The following is an 18,727-nucleotide window of genomic DNA, read 5'->3' as shown; positions in this document are numbered from 1 at the left end:
GCTTTTTGTGTTGTATATGATTTCCGTTCCAATTATCTTGTATCAATTTTCAGTTCTTCTTCATTCCATTAGGACAGGTTGAATATCCCGAGAGTTTGGCACTTGCTCGATTCCTGTTTGACGACATCGTCAAGATCAATATCAAGCAGATTGCACAGGGCAGACATATAGAATAGGTGCTTGCCAAGCTCGCTCTTCACAACATCCTTGCAGTTCTCGCATAAGTGACCTTGAACATGTGATTCAAGAGATTGCTTCGCTTGATCCATATCCATGTCGTCATGGTAGGGCTGCCGCTTCGCATGCAGCTCCAAGCAGCCACATTCTGTTATGGCTTTCGTTACCGCGCGGTTTACCGAGGCGTCAGACTGTCCGTATTTCGAAAGAATGTCCAGCAAGCTTCGGTGTCTTAACAATAAATCGCCGACTTGATCCTGCAAAGATTGCAAACTGGAAGTACTCATTACTCATCCACCTCTATTCATGGAATCGTGGTTCGGCCCGAGCCATACTGCTCAAGGGACTCACGTTATTTCAGCTCTCCCCATTCCGTACTACTCCCCTATTATACGACTAGGATTTCCTACATTTCAACTTCGCCTCGAATTTAAAAATGTAAGAATGGACGATTAGGAGCGAGAGGGTTGGGCCATAATTGTAAAGATATTCAAATTAGATAAGGAGGTGGACTTCGTGTTCAGACGATTATTTTATGCGGTTGCAGGATTGATCGGAGCATGGAGTGGGACAGAGTTCCATCGGTATTGGAATATGCAGACAATGGAGTTTTCGTCATTATCCAACCCTGGAATAACTTCTAACGGACTGTTATGGGCACTTGGTGGGGCATTTTGCTTTATTGTGATGGGTCGTGCACTTTTTACGCCATTGGCACGGTTATGGGGCAGCTTGGAAGAACGCATGGTGAATATGTCAGCAGGGATGCTGGTGATTGGAGCTTCTGGCGCATTGATGGGACTGTCCTTTGGGGGGTTGCTTGTACCGCTATTTGAGCCGTTTGGGACAGTAGGGCGTATGGTATCGGTTTGTATGATTGTCCTGCTGTCAGCAGCAGGGTTGCAAGCAGCACTTATGAAGCAGGATGAGATTGTAAAGTGGGTCTCCGCCTTCCGCATGCCTGAACGAGGTGAAGAGAAGAGCAGAGGAATGGAAGAACATAAGATCTTGGATACAAGCGTCATCATTGATGGTCGCATTGCAGATATATGCAAGACCGGATTCATTGAAGGGACAATCGTCATTCCTGAATTCGTCTTAGAGGAGTTGCAGCATATCGCGGATTCATCGGACTTGCTCAAGCGGAACCGTGGACGCAGAGGGTTGGACATTCTGAATAAAATTCAAAAAGAACTGGAAGTAAAAGTACTCATTTATGAAGGGGACTTTGACGAAATTTCGGAGGTAGACAGCAAGCTGGTTAAGCTCGCGAAGCTGCTAAAGGGGAAAGTCGTCACGAATGATTTCAACTTGAACAAGGTATGTGAGCTGCAGGGAGTATCAGTGCTCAATATTAACGATCTAGCCAACGCTGTGAAGCCAGTGGTTCTCCCAGGAGAAGAGATTGTTGTTCAAGTCATCAAGGATGGTAAGGAACATGGTCAAGGTGTAGCCTACTTGGATGATGGTACGATGATCGTCGTTGAGGGCGGCAGAGATTATATCGGCATGACGATGGAGGTTCTGGTGACCAGTGTACTTCAGACGTCAGCAGGACGAATGATATTTGCTAAGCCAAAACTGTTGGAAAAAGCCCAATAAACAGGTATGATGGGGATACTACCATCATGGGGGTTAGTAAGGATGGACAGAGGGTTTGGCGTGGTCATAGTCGCTGCTGGCAGAGGCACGCGCATGGGCACGGAAGAGAGTAAACAGTATTTGCATTTACAGGATAAGCCAGTAATCATCCATACCGTAGAGCGGTTTCAGTCCATGGAGGAGTGCGAATCGATCGCATGGGTAACCACGGAACAGGATTATGCGCGCTGCGAAGCATGGGTGAAACAATACGGATTGCATAAGGTTCAAGACATCGTTACAGGAGGCAAGGAACGTCAGCATTCAGTATATGCTGGCTTGCAGGCTCTGAAAGCGCGTGGACTCGAATATGTGTGCATCCATGATGGTGTACGGCCCTTTGTAGAGCCGGGCAGAGTAAGCGCATGTTACGATGCGGCCCGGCAGCACAGAGCGGCCGTATTGGCCGTTCCGGTCAAGGATACCATTAAGCAGGTGGACAAGTCCGGTATTATTACGGCAACACCTGATCGCAGCAGCTTATGGGCGATTCAGACACCACAGGCTTTCCGGCTTGCTGATGTAATGGCTGCTCATGAGCTCGCGGAGCAGGAGCAATTCGTGGGAACGGATGATGCGATGCTTGTTGAGCGGATGGGAATTGCTGTTCACGTAGTGGAGGGGAGCTACACGAACATTAAGCTAACGACGCCGGATGATCTGGATTGGGCTGCATGGTGGCTGTCTCGTCATGAAGCTAAGCGAAATTGAATGTTGAGGCAGAAGGAGAGGGAGGCTTACGTATGATTAGAGTGGGACAGGGATTCGACGTGCACCAGTTAGTAGAGGGACGGCCGTGCATTATTGGTGGCGTTCATATTCCTTACGAGAAGGGATTGCTTGGGCATTCAGATGCTGATGTGCTTCTGCATACGGTAAGTGATGCAATTCTGGGCGCACTAGGATTAGGGGATATCGGCAAGCATTTTCCAGATACGGATCCTGCATTCAAGGATGCGGACAGCATGAAGCTGTTAGAGCATGTATGGCAGCTAGCTGTTGAGCGCGGTTATCGACTTGGCAACATCGATTGCACGATTATTGCACAGAAACCGAAGATGCTGCCGCATATTCCAGCGATGGTAGCGAATATCGCTCGCGCTCTCGGCGCAGAGGATTCGCAGGTGAATGTGAAGGCTACGACAACGGAACAATTAGGATTTGCTGGACGCGGTGAGGGAATTGCCGCACAGGCTGTTGTCTGCTTATTTCACAATATGGTATGATGAAATGATTAATGGAAAGACAAAGTACGGGAGTGAAGCAATCATGAATAACGATATTCGAGTTCGTTACGCACCAAGCCCTACAGGACACTTACATATTGGTAATACGCGTACGGCATTGTTTAACTATTTGTTCGCACGTCACCATGGGGGTAAGTTCATCGTTCGCATCGAGGATACGGACGTGAAGCGCAATGTGGAAGGCGGAGAAGAGAACCAATTTACGTACATGAAGTGGCTCGGCATGGATTGGGATGAGAGCATTGATGTAGGCGGGGATTTCGGCCCGTACCGTCAGACGGAGCGCTTGGATATCTATAATAAATATGTGGACGAGCTTCTAGAGCGCGGGCTTGCCTATCGCTGCTATTGTACGGAAGAAGAGCTTGCAGCGGAGCGGGAAGCACAAGTTGAACGCGGCGAAACGCCGAAGTATTCCGGCAAGTGCTGCAGCTTGTCCGCTGAGGATCATGCACACCTGGAGGCAGAAGGCCGCAAGCCTAGCATCCGCTTCCGCGTGCCGCAAGGACGCTCGTATACCTTTAATGATATGGTTAAAGGTGAAATTACGTTTGAATCCGATACAACAGGCGACTGGGTTATCGTGAAGAAGGACGGTATACCGACTTATAACTTCGCGGTTGTCATCGATGACCATTTGATGCGGATGTCTCACATTCTGCGTGGAGAAGATCATGTGACGAATACGCTTCGCCAATTGATGATCTTTGAAGCGTTTGGATGGGAAGCGCCTGTATTTGGACATATGACGCTTATCGTAAATGAGAATCACAAGAAGCTCAGCAAACGGGATGAGTCGATCATTCAATTTATTGAACAATATGAGCAGCTCGGCTACTTGCCAGAGGCAATGGTTAACTTCATCGCATTGCTTGGCTGGTCACCAAAAGGGGAAGAAGAGATCTTCTCAATGGAGGAGCTCATCTCGATCTTTGACGAGACGCGCTTGTCCAAGAGCCCTGCTGTATTTGATACGAATAAGCTGACGCATATTAATAATACGTATATGAAGAAAGCAGAACCTGATCGCATTGCGGCATTGTCGATTCCTCATCTCCAGCGTGCAGGACGCTTGCCAGAGCAGCTGAATGAAGAGCAGCAAGCTTGGGCGGCTGCTCTTGTGAAGCTGTATCAGGAGCAAATGAACTGTGCATCCGACATTGTGGAATTGTCGGAGATGTTCTTCCGTGAAGAACTTGTCATCGACGAAGAAGCTAAGGCAGTGCTCGCTGAAGAGCAGGTTCCTACCGTATTGGCAGCACTTCGTGCGAAGCTGGAAGCTGCAACGACTTGGGATGCAGATACGATCAAGGTATCCTTGAAGGAAGTTCAGAAGGAAACAGGCGCCAAGGGCAAAGGTCTGTTCATGCCGGTTCGTGTTGCAGTATCTGGGCAAATGCACGGCCGTGATTTGAATGAGACGATTGTTCTGCTTGGTAAAGAGAAGGTCCTAGCTCGCTTGAATGGATAGATCAGATTTGATGTTTTTGGATAGGATATGATTCGAATGCACATGCGGATAACTTTCATCGATTGTTATTGTCATGCAGTAGGAGCTTCGAATATACTTAACGATAGAATCCTTTTCATTATTTCGTTCTGAAGGAAAGTCATGCTTCGTAAAGTATGATTGAGCATACTAATAAAAGCGTTGAACGGGAGAGTATAAGCGGGATAAAAATGAACAGAGAGAACGATCGAGATAAGGAAGACTATGGATCTGGTGTCCATCGCTCCTTACAGGCTGTGAGTCGTTCCATTTTTAAGCTTATGCGATGCACCCGGAAGCTCCGTCCTTGAGCATGTACCTGGTACATGGGTAGGGGGTGGCGAATCATCCGCGTTAAGGATATTCAAGAGGGGCAACAAGTATTTGGCTATGTCATGGTTTTGTATCCGGTGTAAGTGGAGGATAGATATACGATGGCAATAGCGGAGATATGATGTTGTCCAAGCAGAGTGGAACCGCGCATCGCGTCTCTGCAGCATCATGCTGCAGGGGCGTTTTTTATTGTGATGAATTTATGTATCCGCTTGTGTGTATGAGAGAGGAATGCTAACTCAATTCGCTGAGTTCCGGGGGGGACAGAGCATGTGGCGTGTCATTCGAAGAATGAAATCCGATGTGCAGGCGGTGTTCGATAACGACCCGGCGGCGCGCAACCGATTCGAAGTAATCTTTACCTATTCAGGCCTGCATGCCATCTGGGCGCATCTCATTGCACATCGGTTCTATCGTTGGCGCTGGTTTACGACTGCGCGCATTATTTCGCAAATAAGCCGGTTCATGACGGGAATTGAAATACATCCTGGAGCGAGGATTGGCCAAAGACTGTTTATTGACCATGGCATGGGAGTCGTCATTGGTGAAACCTGTGAGATTGGCGATGATGTAGTCATTTACCAAGGCGTAACACTTGGAGGTACGGGGAAAGAGAAGGGGAAGCGGCATCCGACGATTGGGAACAATGTCGTCATTGCTTCTGGATCGAAAGTGCTTGGCTCTTTCACTATTGGAGACAATTCAAGCATTGGAGCCAATTCCGTCGTGCTCCGGGAAGTACCGCCGAACTGTACAGTCGTGGGCATTCCGGGACGTGTAGTGAAGCAGGATGGAGTGCGCATTGACCGCTTGAACCATGCCCAACTGCCTGACCCAGTGATTGATATGCTTCGAAGCATGCAGATTGAGATGGATGCATTGAGAGCTGAACTGCACCAACTTAAGCATCCCCAAGGCAGCGACGCTGAAATTGCAGAGACTGAAAGTCAAGAAAGCATACCAGTAGAGGAGTCTGTCCAACAACCGAGGAAAGAACTTGAGAAAGTGAACAAATAAATCCCGAACATCAAGGAGGAGTGACTTGCATGACTTTGCACATTTATAATACGCTGACACGTACGAAAGAGCCGTTTCAGCCGATAGATCCGGATCGCATTACGATGTATGTATGCGGGCCAACTGTGTATGACTATATCCATATCGGAAATGCGCGGCCTGCGATCTTTTTTGACGTTGTTCGCCGTTATTTAGAGACGCTGGATTACGAAGTAAACTACATCGTGAATTTCACAGATGTTGATGACAAGCTGATCCGCAAAGCAGCAGATCTGGGATCCACGGTACAAGAAGTTGCGGAGCGCTTTATTCAGGCGTTCTATGAGGATAATGATGGTCTAGGTATTCGCCGTGCATCGAATAACCCGCGTGTAACGGATAATATGGAGGAAATCATCGCCTTCATCTCAGAGCTTGTGGCAAACGGTAAGGCTTATGAATCGGGCGGAGATGTGTATTTCCGTACGAGAGAATTTGCGAAGTATGGCCAGGTTTCCGGTCAGAACATTGATGAGCTGCAGCTCGGAATTCGAATCGAAGTGGATGAGCGCAAGGATGACGCAGCTGACTTCGTCTTATGGAAAGCGGCGAAGCCAGGGGAAATCTCTTGGTCAAGCCCATGGGGCGAAGGCCGTCCAGGCTGGCATATTGAATGCTCGGCTATGTCGCGCAAATATTTGGGTGAAACGATCGATATCCATGGCGGCGGCCAGGATCTTCAGTTCCCGCACCACGAATGTGAGGCTGCACAGTCCGAATCCGTGACAGGAAAACCACTTGCCAACGTGTGGATGCATAACGGATATATTAATATTGATAATGAAAAAATGTCGAAGTCGCTTGGTAATGGGGTAACGGTTCATCAATTGCTGAAGCAATATGATCCGGCTGCTCTGCGCTACTTCATGTTGTCGACACACTATCGCAACCCACTGAACTTCAATGCAGAAGCGATGGAACAGGCAGAGAAAAGCGTCAGCCGCATAGCGAATGCAGTTGCGAATGTCCGCCATGCATTGGCATCTCTGAATACAGATCCATCTGTGCAGGAAGATGCGAACGAGGCACTTCAAGTGAAGATAGCTTCCATTCTAGAGACCTTTGATGCGAAGATGCAGGATGACTTCAATACGGCAGATGCCATTACTGCTGTATTCGAATGGGCAAGTGAGGCGAATTCGTATTTGCAGCAAGCTGATTCGCTTGCAGCTGGGGACTTGGAAGCATTGCTGGATGCCTTTGAAGCGATGAACGAGGTGCTTGGACTGGTATTGGAGAAGGAAGAGGAATTGCTGGATGAGGAAATCGACCAACTTATCCAAGAACGCAACGATGCTCGCAAAGCGAAAAACTGGGCGAGAGCCGATGAAATTCGCGATCTGTTAACCGAGCAAGGGATCGTTCTGGAAGATACGCCTCAGGGTGTGCGCTGGCGCCGAAAATAGTCGCAGCGGCATTACGGTCGACGAAGGAGCTTATGCATACGCAATGAATGATAATCAACAGGAACATCAATCGACAACAATTGAAGCAAGGTCAGGGGATGCTGGAACATGGCTGTTCCCTTTCGCCCCGACCAAGCGGCCGCAGCAGCTTAATCCGATTGTACTCGCTTATATAGGCGATGCAATCTTCGAAGTTGCCATCAGACAATATCTTATATCACAGCCGAATCATCGGCCGAACCACCTGCATCGTGAAGCGACGGGGTATGTATCTGCCAAGGCGCAGGCGCGTGCGCTATCGCTTCTGATGCCGATATTAACAGATGAAGAAGCAGACGTCGTTCGTCAAGGACGCAATACGAAGTCCAGTGTGCCGAAAAGTGCGAACGTAAGTGAATATAGACAGGCTACAGCGCTTGAATCTTTATTCGGCTATTTATATCTGAATGAAAATTTTGAACGAATGCGGCAATTCGTTACTATGATTGTTCAAGCACATGGGACAGAACAGCAGCAAAAGTAAAAGGGAAACATCTAGACGGGAGGCACACTTACGCATGCATGAAGAAGAATATATTGCCGGGAAGCATTCGGTAACCGAGGCGCTCAAATCCGGGAGAACGATAAATAAAGTATGGATTGCGGAAAATGCACAAAAACATTTAACAGGGCCGATTATTGCAGAAGCCAAGAAAGCTGGCGTCGTGATTCAAATGGTCGATAAGCGCAAGCTCGATCAAATGGTCGAAGGGGTTCAGCATCAAGGAGTTGTCGCACAGGTTGCAGCTTATCATTATGTAGAAGTGGAAGATATTTTAGCTCAAGCTGAGGCTAAAGGCGAGACTCCGTTTCTGATCCTATTGGATGAAATCGAGGATCCGCACAATTTGGGTTCCATTCTTCGTACAGCGGACTGCACAGGTGCGCATGGCGTAGTTATTCCGAAGCGCCGCTCAGCTGGACTGACTGCTACGGTATCTAAGACATCTGCTGGAGCTGTCGAGTATGTGCCGGTAGCCAAGGTGACGAATTTGGTTCAGACGATGCAGCAGCTTAAAGACCGTGGAGTGTGGATCGTAGGTACAGATGTAACAGCAACGCAAGACATTTATGAAGCGGATGTATTCAATCTTCCAATCGCGCTTGTCATCGGTAACGAGAATAAAGGAATGGGCAGACTTGTTCGGGAAAATTGCGATATGTTGTATAAGCTTCCAATGGCAGGGCAAATTAACTCGCTTAATGCGTCGGTAGCTGCAGGCATCTTCATGTATGAGGTCGTGCGCCGGCGTCGCGGCTGAGGCTGCCCGGTATGGATCGGCAGGATTGGCGCGATGTGCTTCTTGTTGACGGCTACAACATGATCGGGGCGTGGCCGGAATTAAGAGAGCTGAAAGATAAAGACTTAGATGAAGCAAGAGAACGACTGTTAAATATGCTTGCAGACTATCTAGCATATTCCGGCCGAAGAGTAATTGTGGTATTTGATGCATATCGCGTTCCTGGCTTAGGCGCCAAGTACACGCAGGGTAAAGTCTCTGTACAGTTCACGAAGGAGAAAGAGACAGCGGACGAATGCATCGAGCGGCTTGCCAGGGAGCTTGGGCATCGCCGCCGTCAAATCTACGTAGCAACATCAGACATGACAGAACAGAACGTAGCTTTTGCACAAGGTGCACTTCGTATTTCGGCACGCGAGCTGGGGCTCATTATCGTACAGGCCCGGCGCGAGGTGGAGACGAAGATTCGTGAACAGGCACTGCAGCCGATCAAGCGTAACCCGATTGAAGGCAAGCTTAAGCTGGATCAACTGCTTAAGCTTGAACGGCTGCGCCGAGGGGAAGAAGATTGAGTAGCGTAGGACAGGAGCTTGAGCGTCATTTTCAACGTTATTATTGGCGTATGCAGTCAAATGCATAGACTTATTTTGGAATAATGCTCAAATTCCGCACAGGATAAGGCTTCCTTTGGTTGACGATGATAGATAGATTCATATATACTGAATCTATCATTTGTGATGTAACGGGTGGATTGCGTTGCAGGCCGGAGGGATTGCTAGTGAGTGTTGACCTCAAAGTATTAAGCACCTCCTCATACGATCGTTCGTCGGATGAACAGCTAGTCGACGCGGTCAGGGAGGGAGATAGCGAAGCGCTCGAATACTTAATTAACAAGTACCGCAATTTCGTTCGAGCAAAAGCACGCTCATATTTTCTAATCGGCGCTGACCGTGAGGATATTGTTCAAGAGGGCATGATCGGATTATACAAGGCAATTCGTGATTTTAAGGGAGACAAGCTGGCATCATTCAAGGCATTCGCCGAACTGTGCATTACTAGACAGATTATTACTGCGATTAAGACGGCGACGCGCCAGAAGCACATACCATTGAATTCTTATGTGTCGTTGGATAAGCCGATATATGACGAAGATTCAGATCGTACCTTGCTAGATGTGATTGGTGGCTCGCGGGTGTCTGATCCAGAAGAATTGATCATTAATCAAGAAGAATTCGTTGGGCTCGAGGACAAGATGTCTGAAATTTTGAGCGATTTGGAACGGAAAGTGCTCATGTTGTATTTGGATGGGCGTTCCTATCAGGAAATTGCCGTTGATCTGGATCGCCACGTCAAATCGATAGACAATGCGCTGCAGCGAGTCAAGCGAAAGTTGGAGCGATATTTGGAGTTACGGGATGGCGGGGATAGCGGATGTTAATTAGTCGAATACAGATGTAAGAGCTTATCAACCTAGTATGGGAGATAGGCTCTTTTTCATTGTGTACATACTGTATCCGGTTGAAAGCAATTAATTTTACATCGAAAGTTTACGAGAATGAAGGTTTAGATTGCGTAATATTCCACCATACTGATAGCGACTAGGAACATTAGTGATCTTTTCCTTTGTCAAGCAGCTGTCGGATATGATAGAGTGAATGACATCGCCCCCCACGGCGTCAACATCTTATCATTGACATCATTTGCCCCTTGTGATAAAGTGTTTTAGGTAGCCCTAAATATGCGTACGTATTTACTGAATAAGAAATGATTGGTTATTAGACTGAGAGTGGATTATTCAGCGAACAAGAGACGATTTGTCCCCCTGTAGAAGGATGGTCAATCCGTTTCTGCTTGGGGAAATTCGACGCTTCTTATCATTAAGGTGTCTTCAGGAGGTGTACTACATGCGGGTAATCGTTACGATGGCTTGCACGAACTGCAAACAACGCAACTATACGACAACAAAGAACAAACGTAATCACCCAGACCGCATTGAGTTGAAGAAATTCTGCAAGTTCTGCAACGAGCATACTTCTCATCGCGAAACGAGATAAGTCTGATGGAGGTGTAGTCCGTGGCTTTCTTCGGGAAACTGAAACAAAGTTTCGGTTCGATGTTTTCCTTCTTTGCCGACAGCTGGGGTGAATTAAAAAAGGTTCGCTGGCCCAGTCGTAAAGAACTGACAAGCTATACGATCGTCGTTTTAGCCACGGTTATCTTTATGACGCTTTATTTCTGGGTCCTTGATATCGGAATTTCCGCGATAGTCGAAGCGATTATTTAATAAAGTCCCAAGGTGGCTTAGTTATGGAAAAAAGATGGTACGTTGTTCATACCTACTCAGGTTATGAGAACAAAGTTAAAGCCAATTTGGAAAAGCGCGTTGAATCCATGGGCATGGAAGACAAAATATTCCGCGTTCTTGTTCCGATGGAAGAAGAAATGGTAAACAAGGATGGCAAAAAGAAAGTTGTCATGCGTAAAGTTTACCCCGGTTATGTTTTGGTTGAAATGATTCAGACGGATGAGTCTTGGTATGTTGTTCGCAACACGCCAGGGGTTACCGGATTCGTCGGATCTACCGGCTCTGGTTCAAAGCCTATTCCACTGTTGCCTGAAGAGGTCGATCAGATCTTAAAGACAATGGGCATGGAAGATCCGAGAGCAAAAGTCGATTTCGACTTGAAGGAATCGGTTCGCATTATGGTAGGGCCTTTCGCGAACTTCGTCGGTACGGTCGAAGAGATCATTACAGACAAGCAGAAGCTTAAGGTTCATGTCAACATGTTTGGAAGAGAAACCCCTCTTGAGTTGGATTACCACCAAGTGGAGAAGATCTAATACATCTTTCTATTGGTTTCTACTGTGAGATAGGGCAACCTGAACCTCACATAACTAGCGCAAGGAGGTGTTTGAAATGGCGAAAAAGGTCATTAAAGTCGTTAAATTGCAAATTCCAGCGGGTAAGGCGAATCCAGCGCCTCCGGTAGGTCCAGCATTGGGTCAAGCGGGTGTCAATATCATGGCGTTCTGTAAGGAATTCAATGCGAAAACAGCTGATCAAGCAGGTTTGATTATTCCTGTTGAAATCTCTGTATTCGAAGATCGTTCCTTTACGTTCATCACGAAGACTCCACCGGCTGCAGTATTGTTGAAAGTAGCGGCTAAGGTCGAAAAAGGTTCCGGTGAACCGAACACGAAAAAAGTTGCAACAGTGAAACGCGACGTTGTACGTCAAATCGCTGAGCAAAAAATGCCTGACCTGAACGCAGCATCCGTTGAATCGGCTATGCGTATGGTTGAAGGTACAGCTCGCAGCATGGGCTTTGTCGTAGAAGACTAATACGTTCTTCTTTGGCGCATGTGGGAGGTTAATCCGTTAAAACCACAAAGGAGGAAATAATCATGGCAAAACGTGGCAAGAAATATGTCGAAGCTGCAAAGCTTATCGATAGAGATGCTGCTTATGAGTCGATGGAAGCCATTGAGTTGGTTAAGAAATCGGCTACAGCAAAATTCGACGAAACAGTTGAAGTTGCTGTTCGCTTGGGTGTAGACCCTCGTAAACAAGACCAAGCTGTTCGTGGGGTAGTTGTACTTCCACACGGTACAGGTAAAACAAAACGCGTTCTCGTCTTTGCAAAAGGCGAAAAAGCAAAAGAAGCAGAAGCAGCTGGTGCTGATTTTGTAGGCGATCAAGATATGATCAACAAAATTCAACAAGGCTGGTTCGACTTCGATGTCTGCGTAGCTACGCCAGACATGATGAGCGAAGTAGGTAAATTGGGACGTATCCTCGGTGGTAAAGGTCTCATGCCTAACCCTAAAGCTGGTACGGTTACATTCGACGTTACTAAAGCTGTTCAAGAGATCAAAGCTGGTAAAATCGAGTACCGTCTGGACAAAGCAGGACAAATCCACGCACCAATCGGTAAAGCTTCTTTCGATGCAGACAAGTTGCATGACAACTTCAAAGCGTTGATCGATGCATTGAACCGTGCGAAGCCAGCAGCGGCTAAAGGCGTGTATTTGAAAAACATCGCGGTTTCTTCCACGATGGGCCCTGCAGCACGTGTGAACACAGCATCTTTCCGCTAAGATTTATTCTTTAGTGGGAATCTGTTGGCAAGTTTTGTGAGTGGTTGACATGGTTCAACTGTCCATGCTATGCTAATAGAGTTGCTAACACATGATGTGCAATTAACTTTTGAATAATCGTACCGTAGACAGTAGGTGCCGAAAGGCTTAATCTCCTACCGAGGTGTTCGAAATAGACTGAGTGCTTGGAGCGTGTCGTTGACACGTCTGCGCACCAAGTGCTATCGTGATGCCTCTGTAGTAAACTGCAGAGGCTTTTCTTATGCTGAAGTAGGTAGAAGATCTCGGACAGGATGCGGTGTTAAGTAGAACCTTGTAGGAGGTGGAACGAGTGGCAAACGCAAAAGTAATCGAAGCGAAACAGCAAGCTGTACAAGATATCGCTGAGAAATTCCGTAGCAGCGCTACAACGGTTGTTGCTGACTACCGTGGATTGACAGTATCTCAAGTTACTGAACTTCGTAAGCAACTGCGCGAAGCAGGCATCGAATTCCAAGTATTGAAAAATACATTGGTACGCCGTGCGACAGCAGAAGCTGAGTTGTCTGAACTTGATGAAGTATTGTCTGGTCCGACAGCTATCGCATTCAGTCGTGAAGACGCAGTAGCACCTGCGAAAATCTTGAACGACTTTGCGAAGAAAAACGAAGCTCTTGAAATTAAGGGTGGAGTAGTTGAAGGTCGCGTCGTTGACGTGGATCAAATCAAAGCCTTGGCAGCATTGCCTTCCCGCGAAGGTTTGTTGTCCATGTTGCTCAGCGTGCTCCAAGCACCAATGCGCAACTTCGCATTGGCTGTCAAAGCCGTTGCAGAGAAGAACGAAGCGGAAGCGTAAGCTTAATCGCGTAACATACACTTTACTAAATATGGAGGTTTAACAAATGAGCAAAGAGCAAATCTTGGAAGCCATCAAAGGCATGTCCGTATTGGAATTGAACGACCTTGTTAAAGCAATTGAAGAAGAATTCGGCGTAACTGCAGCAGCTCCTGTAGCTGTAATGGGTGGCGCAGCTGGTGATGCTGGCGCAGCTGAACAAACTGAGTTTGACGTAATCTTGACTGCACCAGGCGCAGGCAAAATCAACGTTATCAAAGTTGTTCGTGAAATCACTGGTCTTGGCTTGAAAGAAGCTAAAGACTTGGTAGACAACTGCCCGAAACCATTGAAAGAAAAAGTAAGCAAAGAAGAAGCAGAAGCAGTAAAAGCGAAGCTCGAAGAAGCTGGCGCATCTGTAGAAGTGAAGTAATCTCTGCTTGCAAAGTGCGAACCCCTTGGAACTTGTTTTCAAGGGGTTCGTTGTCTAAGATACGACTTACCGATTTAGCTTAGGTGTCATCGAATACGAAGGGTAAATAGGGAACTCGACGCGCATCTTAGCCAATGAACGATAGCACTTTTTATTTTCACCATGACAGGAAGGGATCAAGATGGCAGGGCATTATTACAGCAAGCGTCCAGATGTAGAGCATAATCGCAAGAAATGGACGGTATCCTTGCGAGGTATGCAGCTAGCATTCGTGTCGGATGCCGGTGTATTTTCCAAAGGTGGTGTCGATTACGGCAGTCGAGTGCTGATTGATTGCATGGACATTCCTGAAGACGCCACCGTTCTTGATGTCGGCTGTGGTTATGGGCCGATTGGATTAACAGCTGCAAAACTGGCTACGCGCGGACGAGTAACGATGGTAGATGTGAATGAGCGAGCCTTAGATTTAGCGAGAGAGAACGCTCTTCTAAATGGAGTCCATAACGTCACGATTCAAGAGAGTGATGGCCTCAATGCGCTAGGTAGTGAGCATTATTCTGTTATTCTCACCAATCCGCCGATTCGTGCAGGCAAAGAGGTTGTTCATCGCATCTTTGAACAATCCTATGAGCATTTAGCAGACGGAGGTTCTCTATGGATTGTCATTCAGAAGAAACAGGGAGCGCCATCAGCGGAAGCGAAGCTGCAGCAGTTGTTTGGAGAAGATAACGTAGAGTTAGTTGTGAAGGACAAAGGGTATCGGATCTATCAAGCGAAGAAATCATTTCCAAGTTGACTCTGAGTTCCCAATATGGTATTATTATAAAATGTCAGTATTAGGATGGACTCCATGTCTACACATGGCCCAAATGTCAAGCCTTTTTTTGAAAGGATGCATACATTTTTGCGAAATGACGTATAATGTTTACATTTTGGGCAAGTCTATCGGATATGTAGTTGTATCGACAACAGGAAACGGCGACACGGGGGAAAACGGCGTCCATCGCATTTGCGTTTTGCCGTGAACGTGCGTTTTTCTTTTTTCTGACATTTTGTACTATATCATTTGTTTTTAGAGTCTCTTTCGTGGACTTTATTATAAAGGATACCGAAAAGGATTCGCAATCCATTTTTGTGAGTAGACATGAGGGGTGAGTTAAAGTTGGCAGGACATCTTGTTCAATATGGACGACGCACTCGGCGCAGTTATGCGCGCATCAAAGAGGTACTCGAAGTTCCGAACTTGATTGAAATCCAACAGAAATCGTATCAATGGTTTTTGGACGAAGGATTGCGCGAAATGTTCCAAGATATTTCGCCGATTCAGGATTTCACAGGTAATTTGGTTTTGGAATTTATCGATTACAGCTTGGGTGAACCCAAATATACAGTCGATGATTCGAAAGAACGCGATGTAACTTATGCGGCGCCGCTCCGCGTTAAAGTGCGCCTTCTTAACAAAGAGACCGGAGAGGTCAAAGAGCAGGAAGTGTTTATGGGTGATTTCCCGCTCATGACGGAAACGGGCACGTTCGTCATTAATGGTGCTGAACGTGTAATTGTCAGCCAGTTGGTTCGCTCTCCGAGTGTCTATTTCAGTACTAAAGTTGACAAGAACGGGAAGAAAACTTACACGGCGACAGTTATTCCGAATCGTGGTGCATGGCTGGAACTTGAGATGGATGCGAAGGACATTATCTATGTTCGTATCGACCGTACTCGTAAAATTCCTGTTACGGTATTGCTGAGAGCACTTGGATTCGGTACAGACGAGCAAATCTTAGATTTGCTTGGCCATGATGAGTATATCCGCAATACGCTGGACAAAGATAATACGGATTCAACAGAGAAGGCTCTGATTGAAATCTACGAGCGTCTGCGTCCGGGCGAGCCTCCTACACTCGAGAATGCAAGAAGCTTGCTGATTGCACGTTTCTTCGATCCGAAGCGCTATGATCTAGCGAATGTAGGTCGTTACAAGATTAATAAGAAGCTTCACATTAAGAACCGTTTGTTCAACCAACGCTTGGCGGAATCGCTTGTTGATACAGAAACAGGCGAAATCATTGCTGAAGCAGGTCAAGTTGTTGACCGTCGTCTCTTGGACGAAATTCTGCCTCGTCTTGAAAGCAATGTAGGTTTCAAAACCTATCATGTGGCAGGCGGAGTTATGGAGTCGGAAGATATTCCGGTCCAAGTCATCGACGTGTTCTCGCCAATTGAGGACGGTAAAGTTACTAAAATTATTGCAAACCGCAATATCGACAAGTCCGTGAAGAACATTACTCCTGCGGATATCATTTCGTCGATCAACTATTTTATTAACTTGCTGCACGGAATTGGTAGCACAGATGATATCGACCACTTGGGTAACCGTCGTCTGCGTTCCGTTGGTGAATTGCTGCAGAACCAGTTCCGTATCGGTTTGTCCCGTATGGAGCGCGTTGTGCGCGAGCGGATGTCCATTCAGGATGCGAACGTGATTACGCCACAGGCGCTCATTAACATTCGCCCGGTTATTGCATCCATTAAAGAGTTCTTCGGTAGCTCGCAGTTGTCTCAGTTCATGGATCAGACGAACCCACTTGCGGAACTTACGCATAAGCGTCGTCTGTCTGCACTCGGACCTGGTGGTTTGACGCGTGAGCGCGCGGGCTTTGAAGTTCGTGACGTCCATCCATCCCACTATGGCCGTATGTGTCCGATCGAGACTCCAGAGGGTCCGAACATCGGTTTGATCAACTCCTTGTCTACGTTTGCTCGAGTGAACGAGTATGGCTTCATTGAAGCACCATATCGTTGGGTCGATCCGAAGACAGGGCAGGTTACAGAACAAATCGATTACATGACTGCTGACGAAGAAGATAACTATGTAGTCGCACAGGCGAATGCACCGCTGAATGAAGACGGCACATTCCGTGACGAAACAGCTATCGTTCGTTACAACAAGCAATCAGATAACATCTTGACGATGCCTACGGATCGTGTTGACTACATGGACGTATCGCCGAAGCAGGTTGTGTCGGTAGCGACAGCGCTCATTCCGTTCTTGGAGAACGATGACTCCAACCGTGCGCTCATGGGATCGAACATGCAGCGGCAAGCGGTGCCTTTGCTCATACCAGAAGCTCCGTTTGTTGGTACAGGAATGGAATACAAGTCTGCAAAAGACTCTGGTGTATGTATCGTCTCCAAAGTAGACGGTGTCATCGAGCGTGTTACAGCGAATGAAGTTCAAGTTCGCAAGGTTGAAGTGATTGATGGTAAAGAGGTCAGAGGTGACCTCGTCAAATATAAATTGCAGAAGTTTATGCGTTCCAACCAAGGAACATGCATTAACCAACGTCCACTTGCCAAGAAAGGCGATATCGTTAAGAAAGGCGACATCTTGGCGGACGGCCCTTCCACAGAGGTCGGCGAATTGGCCCTTGGACGCAACGTTGTTGTCGCGTTCATGACATGGGAAGGTTACAACTACGAGGATGCGATCTTGCTCTCCGAGAAGATGGTGAAAGAGGATGTATACACGTCCATTCACATCGAAGAGTACGAGTCCGAAGCTCGTGATACGAAACTTGGACCAGAAGAGATTACTCGTGATATTCCGAACGTCGGCGAAGAAGCGCTCAAGAACTTGGATGAGCGCGGAATCATTCGCGTCGGTGCGGAAATTAAAGACGGTGACATTCTCGTTGGTAAAGTAACACCTAAAGGGGTTACGGAACTGACAGCAGAAGAACGCCTCTTGCATGCAATCTTCGGCGAGAAGGCGCGTGAAGTACGTGATACTTCCTTGCGTGTGCCTCACGGTACTGACGGTATCGTCGTTGATGTTAAAGTATTTACACGTGAGAACGGGGACGAACTCCCTCCAGGTGTGAATCAACTCGTTCGTGTTTATATTGCCCAAAAACGTAAAATTTCCGAGGGCGATAAGATGGCGGGACGCCACGGTAACAAGGGTGTCATCGCACGTATCTTGCCTGAAGAAGATATGCCGTTCCTTCCGGACGGTACGCCTGTTCAAGTCGTCTTGAACCCACTAGGGGTACCATCGCGGATGAACATCGGTCAGGTACTCGAGGTTCACTTGGGTATGGCGGCACGTTATCTTGGTATGCACATGGCTACTCCGGTATTCGACGGTGCTACAGAGTATGACGTGTTCGATACGATGGAAGAAGCAGGCATGCAGCGCAACGGTAAGACAATCTTGTACGACGGTCGTACAGGTGACCCGTTCGAGCGCGAAGTTACGGTTGGTGTCATGTACATGATCAAGCTCGCACACATGGTTGATGATAAGATCCATGCTCGTTCTACTGGACCATACTCTCTCGTTACGCAGCAGCCGCTTGGTGGTAAAGCACAGTTCGGTGGTCAGCGCTTCGGGGAGATGGAGGTATGGGCACTCGAAGCCTATGGTGCAGCTTATACATTGCAAGAGATTCTTACAGTCAAGTCCGATGATGTCGTCGGCCGCGTGAAGACGTATGAATCGATTGTGAAGGGCGAAAATGTTCCTGAGCCAGGTGTTCCTGAATCGTTCAAGGTTCTTATCAAAGAGCTGCAAAGCTTGGGTATGGATGTCAAGATCTTGACAGAGAACGAAGAAGAAATTGAGATGCGTGAAATCGATGAAGATGACGATATTCCGCAGGATAAGTTGAATCTCGGCATGGATGACGAGTACGTCACCGAGTAAGCTGCCGAAGTCGTATAACGTTGGATCGGACGGTGGCCGTTAGCGAAT

General features: G+C 47.3%; 20 protein-coding genes and 1 other annotated feature. Of the genes, 19 read left to right on the top strand and 1 reads right to left on the bottom strand.

Translation table 11 applies throughout. The features are described 5' to 3' along the window. Window positions 1–68 precede the first annotated feature (68 nt). The gene (locus tag PBN151_RS28690) at window positions 69–464 is read right to left on the bottom strand and encodes a nucleoside triphosphate pyrophosphohydrolase family protein (protein WP_072732037.1); all 396 of its coding nucleotides are present in this window, start codon (window positions 462–464) and stop codon (window positions 69–71) included. Window positions 465–693: 229 nt separating this feature from the next. Between PBN151_RS28690 and PBN151_RS28685 the strand changes: the two genes are divergently transcribed. The 19 genes from PBN151_RS28685 (at window position 694) to rpoB (ending at window position 18,679) form a co-directional block, all read left to right on the top strand. Continuing rightward, complete coding sequence (locus tag PBN151_RS28685; protein WP_021252483.1) at window positions 694–1,779, top strand: PIN/TRAM domain-containing protein; 1,086 nt, start codon at window positions 694–696, stop codon at window positions 1,777–1,779. A gap of 42 nt (window positions 1,780–1,821) precedes the next feature. Further along, a complete protein-coding gene (gene ispD / locus PBN151_RS28680; RefSeq protein WP_072732036.1) occupies window positions 1,822–2,529 on the top strand; it encodes a 2-C-methyl-D-erythritol 4-phosphate cytidylyltransferase in 708 nt (235 codons plus the stop codon). Between the two features lie 32 nt (window positions 2,530–2,561). After that, window positions 2,562–3,044 carry a 2-C-methyl-D-erythritol 2,4-cyclodiphosphate synthase gene (gene ispF / locus PBN151_RS28675; RefSeq protein WP_028532528.1) on the top strand — a complete coding sequence of 161 codons (483 nt, stop codon included), beginning with the start codon at window positions 2,562–2,564 and terminating at the stop codon, window positions 3,042–3,044. Window positions 3,045–3,087: 43 nt separating this feature from the next. Beyond that, complete coding sequence (gene gltX, locus PBN151_RS28670) at window positions 3,088–4,536, top strand: glutamate--tRNA ligase (RefSeq protein WP_028532527.1); 1,449 nt, start codon at window positions 3,088–3,090, stop codon at window positions 4,534–4,536. 621 nt (window positions 4,537–5,157) lie between these two features. Beyond that, entirely contained in the window at window positions 5,158–5,904 is a 747-nt protein-coding gene (cysE, locus tag PBN151_RS28665; RefSeq protein WP_072732035.1) for a serine O-acetyltransferase, read from the top strand. Between the two features lie 29 nt (window positions 5,905–5,933). Next, window positions 5,934–7,349 (top strand): cysteine--tRNA ligase, encoded by a 1,416-nt coding sequence (gene cysS, locus PBN151_RS28660; RefSeq protein WP_072732034.1) that lies wholly within the window; start codon window positions 5,934–5,936, stop codon window positions 7,347–7,349. A gap of 43 nt (window positions 7,350–7,392) precedes the next feature. Further along, the gene (locus PBN151_RS28655) at window positions 7,393–7,872 is read left to right on the top strand and encodes a Mini-ribonuclease 3 (protein ID WP_028532525.1); all 480 of its coding nucleotides are present in this window, start codon (window positions 7,393–7,395) and stop codon (window positions 7,870–7,872) included. Window positions 7,873–7,906: 34 nt separating this feature from the next. Further along, window positions 7,907–8,650, top strand: a complete 744-nt coding sequence (rlmB, locus tag PBN151_RS28650; protein WP_028532524.1) for a 23S rRNA (guanosine(2251)-2'-O)-methyltransferase RlmB — start codon at window positions 7,907–7,909, stop codon at window positions 8,648–8,650. Between the two features lie 11 nt (window positions 8,651–8,661). Then, window positions 8,662–9,201, top strand: coding sequence for an NYN domain-containing protein (locus PBN151_RS28645; RefSeq protein ID WP_072732033.1), 540 nt, complete (start codon window positions 8,662–8,664; stop codon window positions 9,199–9,201). Window positions 9,202–9,407: 206 nt separating this feature from the next. Beyond that, a complete protein-coding gene (gene sigH / locus PBN151_RS28640; RefSeq protein WP_021252474.1) occupies window positions 9,408–10,067 on the top strand; it encodes an RNA polymerase sporulation sigma factor SigH in 660 nt (219 codons plus the stop codon). A gap of 466 nt (window positions 10,068–10,533) precedes the next feature. Then, the gene (gene rpmG, locus PBN151_RS28635; RefSeq protein ID WP_019420680.1) at window positions 10,534–10,683 is read left to right on the top strand and encodes a 50S ribosomal protein L33; all 150 of its coding nucleotides are present in this window, start codon (window positions 10,534–10,536) and stop codon (window positions 10,681–10,683) included. Window positions 10,684–10,721: 38 nt separating this feature from the next. Next, on the top strand, window positions 10,722–10,913 hold the full coding sequence (gene secE / locus PBN151_RS28630; protein WP_028532522.1) for a preprotein translocase subunit SecE: 192 nt from the start codon (window positions 10,722–10,724) through the stop codon (window positions 10,911–10,913). A gap of 23 nt (window positions 10,914–10,936) precedes the next feature. After that, a complete protein-coding gene (gene nusG, locus PBN151_RS28625) occupies window positions 10,937–11,470 on the top strand; it encodes a transcription termination/antitermination protein NusG (protein WP_021252472.1) in 534 nt (177 codons plus the stop codon). 76 nt (window positions 11,471–11,546) lie between these two features. Then, window positions 11,547–11,972: a 50S ribosomal protein L11 gene (gene rplK / locus PBN151_RS28620; protein WP_021252471.1), complete on the top strand. Its 426-nt coding sequence runs from the start codon at window positions 11,547–11,549 to the stop codon at window positions 11,970–11,972. Window positions 11,973–12,034: 62 nt separating this feature from the next. Further along, window positions 12,035–12,727, top strand: a complete 693-nt coding sequence (gene rplA, locus PBN151_RS28615; RefSeq protein ID WP_021252470.1) for a 50S ribosomal protein L1 — start codon at window positions 12,035–12,037, stop codon at window positions 12,725–12,727. A gap of 104 nt (window positions 12,728–12,831) precedes the next feature. Next, window positions 12,832–12,997, top strand: a sequence feature (ribosomal protein L10 leader region). Window positions 12,998–13,058: 61 nt separating this feature from the next. Then, window positions 13,059–13,562: a 50S ribosomal protein L10 gene (gene rplJ, locus PBN151_RS28610; protein ID WP_021252469.1), complete on the top strand. Its 504-nt coding sequence runs from the start codon at window positions 13,059–13,061 to the stop codon at window positions 13,560–13,562. A gap of 46 nt (window positions 13,563–13,608) precedes the next feature. After that, complete coding sequence (rplL, locus tag PBN151_RS28605) at window positions 13,609–13,974, top strand: 50S ribosomal protein L7/L12 (protein WP_021252468.1); 366 nt, start codon at window positions 13,609–13,611, stop codon at window positions 13,972–13,974. A 181-nt stretch (window positions 13,975–14,155) separates the two neighbouring features. Then, the gene (locus PBN151_RS28600; protein WP_072732032.1) at window positions 14,156–14,770 is read left to right on the top strand and encodes a class I SAM-dependent methyltransferase; all 615 of its coding nucleotides are present in this window, start codon (window positions 14,156–14,158) and stop codon (window positions 14,768–14,770) included. Window positions 14,771–15,136: 366 nt separating this feature from the next. Next, the gene (rpoB, locus tag PBN151_RS28595; protein ID WP_021252466.1) at window positions 15,137–18,679 is read left to right on the top strand and encodes a DNA-directed RNA polymerase subunit beta; all 3,543 of its coding nucleotides are present in this window, start codon (window positions 15,137–15,139) and stop codon (window positions 18,677–18,679) included. The last annotated feature ends 48 nt before the right edge of the window (window positions 18,680–18,727 follow it).

The sequence above is a fragment of the Paenibacillus sp. NAIST15-1 genome, assembly GCF_001894745.1.
Lineage (GTDB): Bacteria > Bacillota > Bacilli > Paenibacillales > Paenibacillaceae > Paenibacillus_B > Paenibacillus_B suaedae.
Note: the sequence above shows the minus strand (reverse complement) of the source record. Positions and strands in the feature narration are given on the sequence as shown.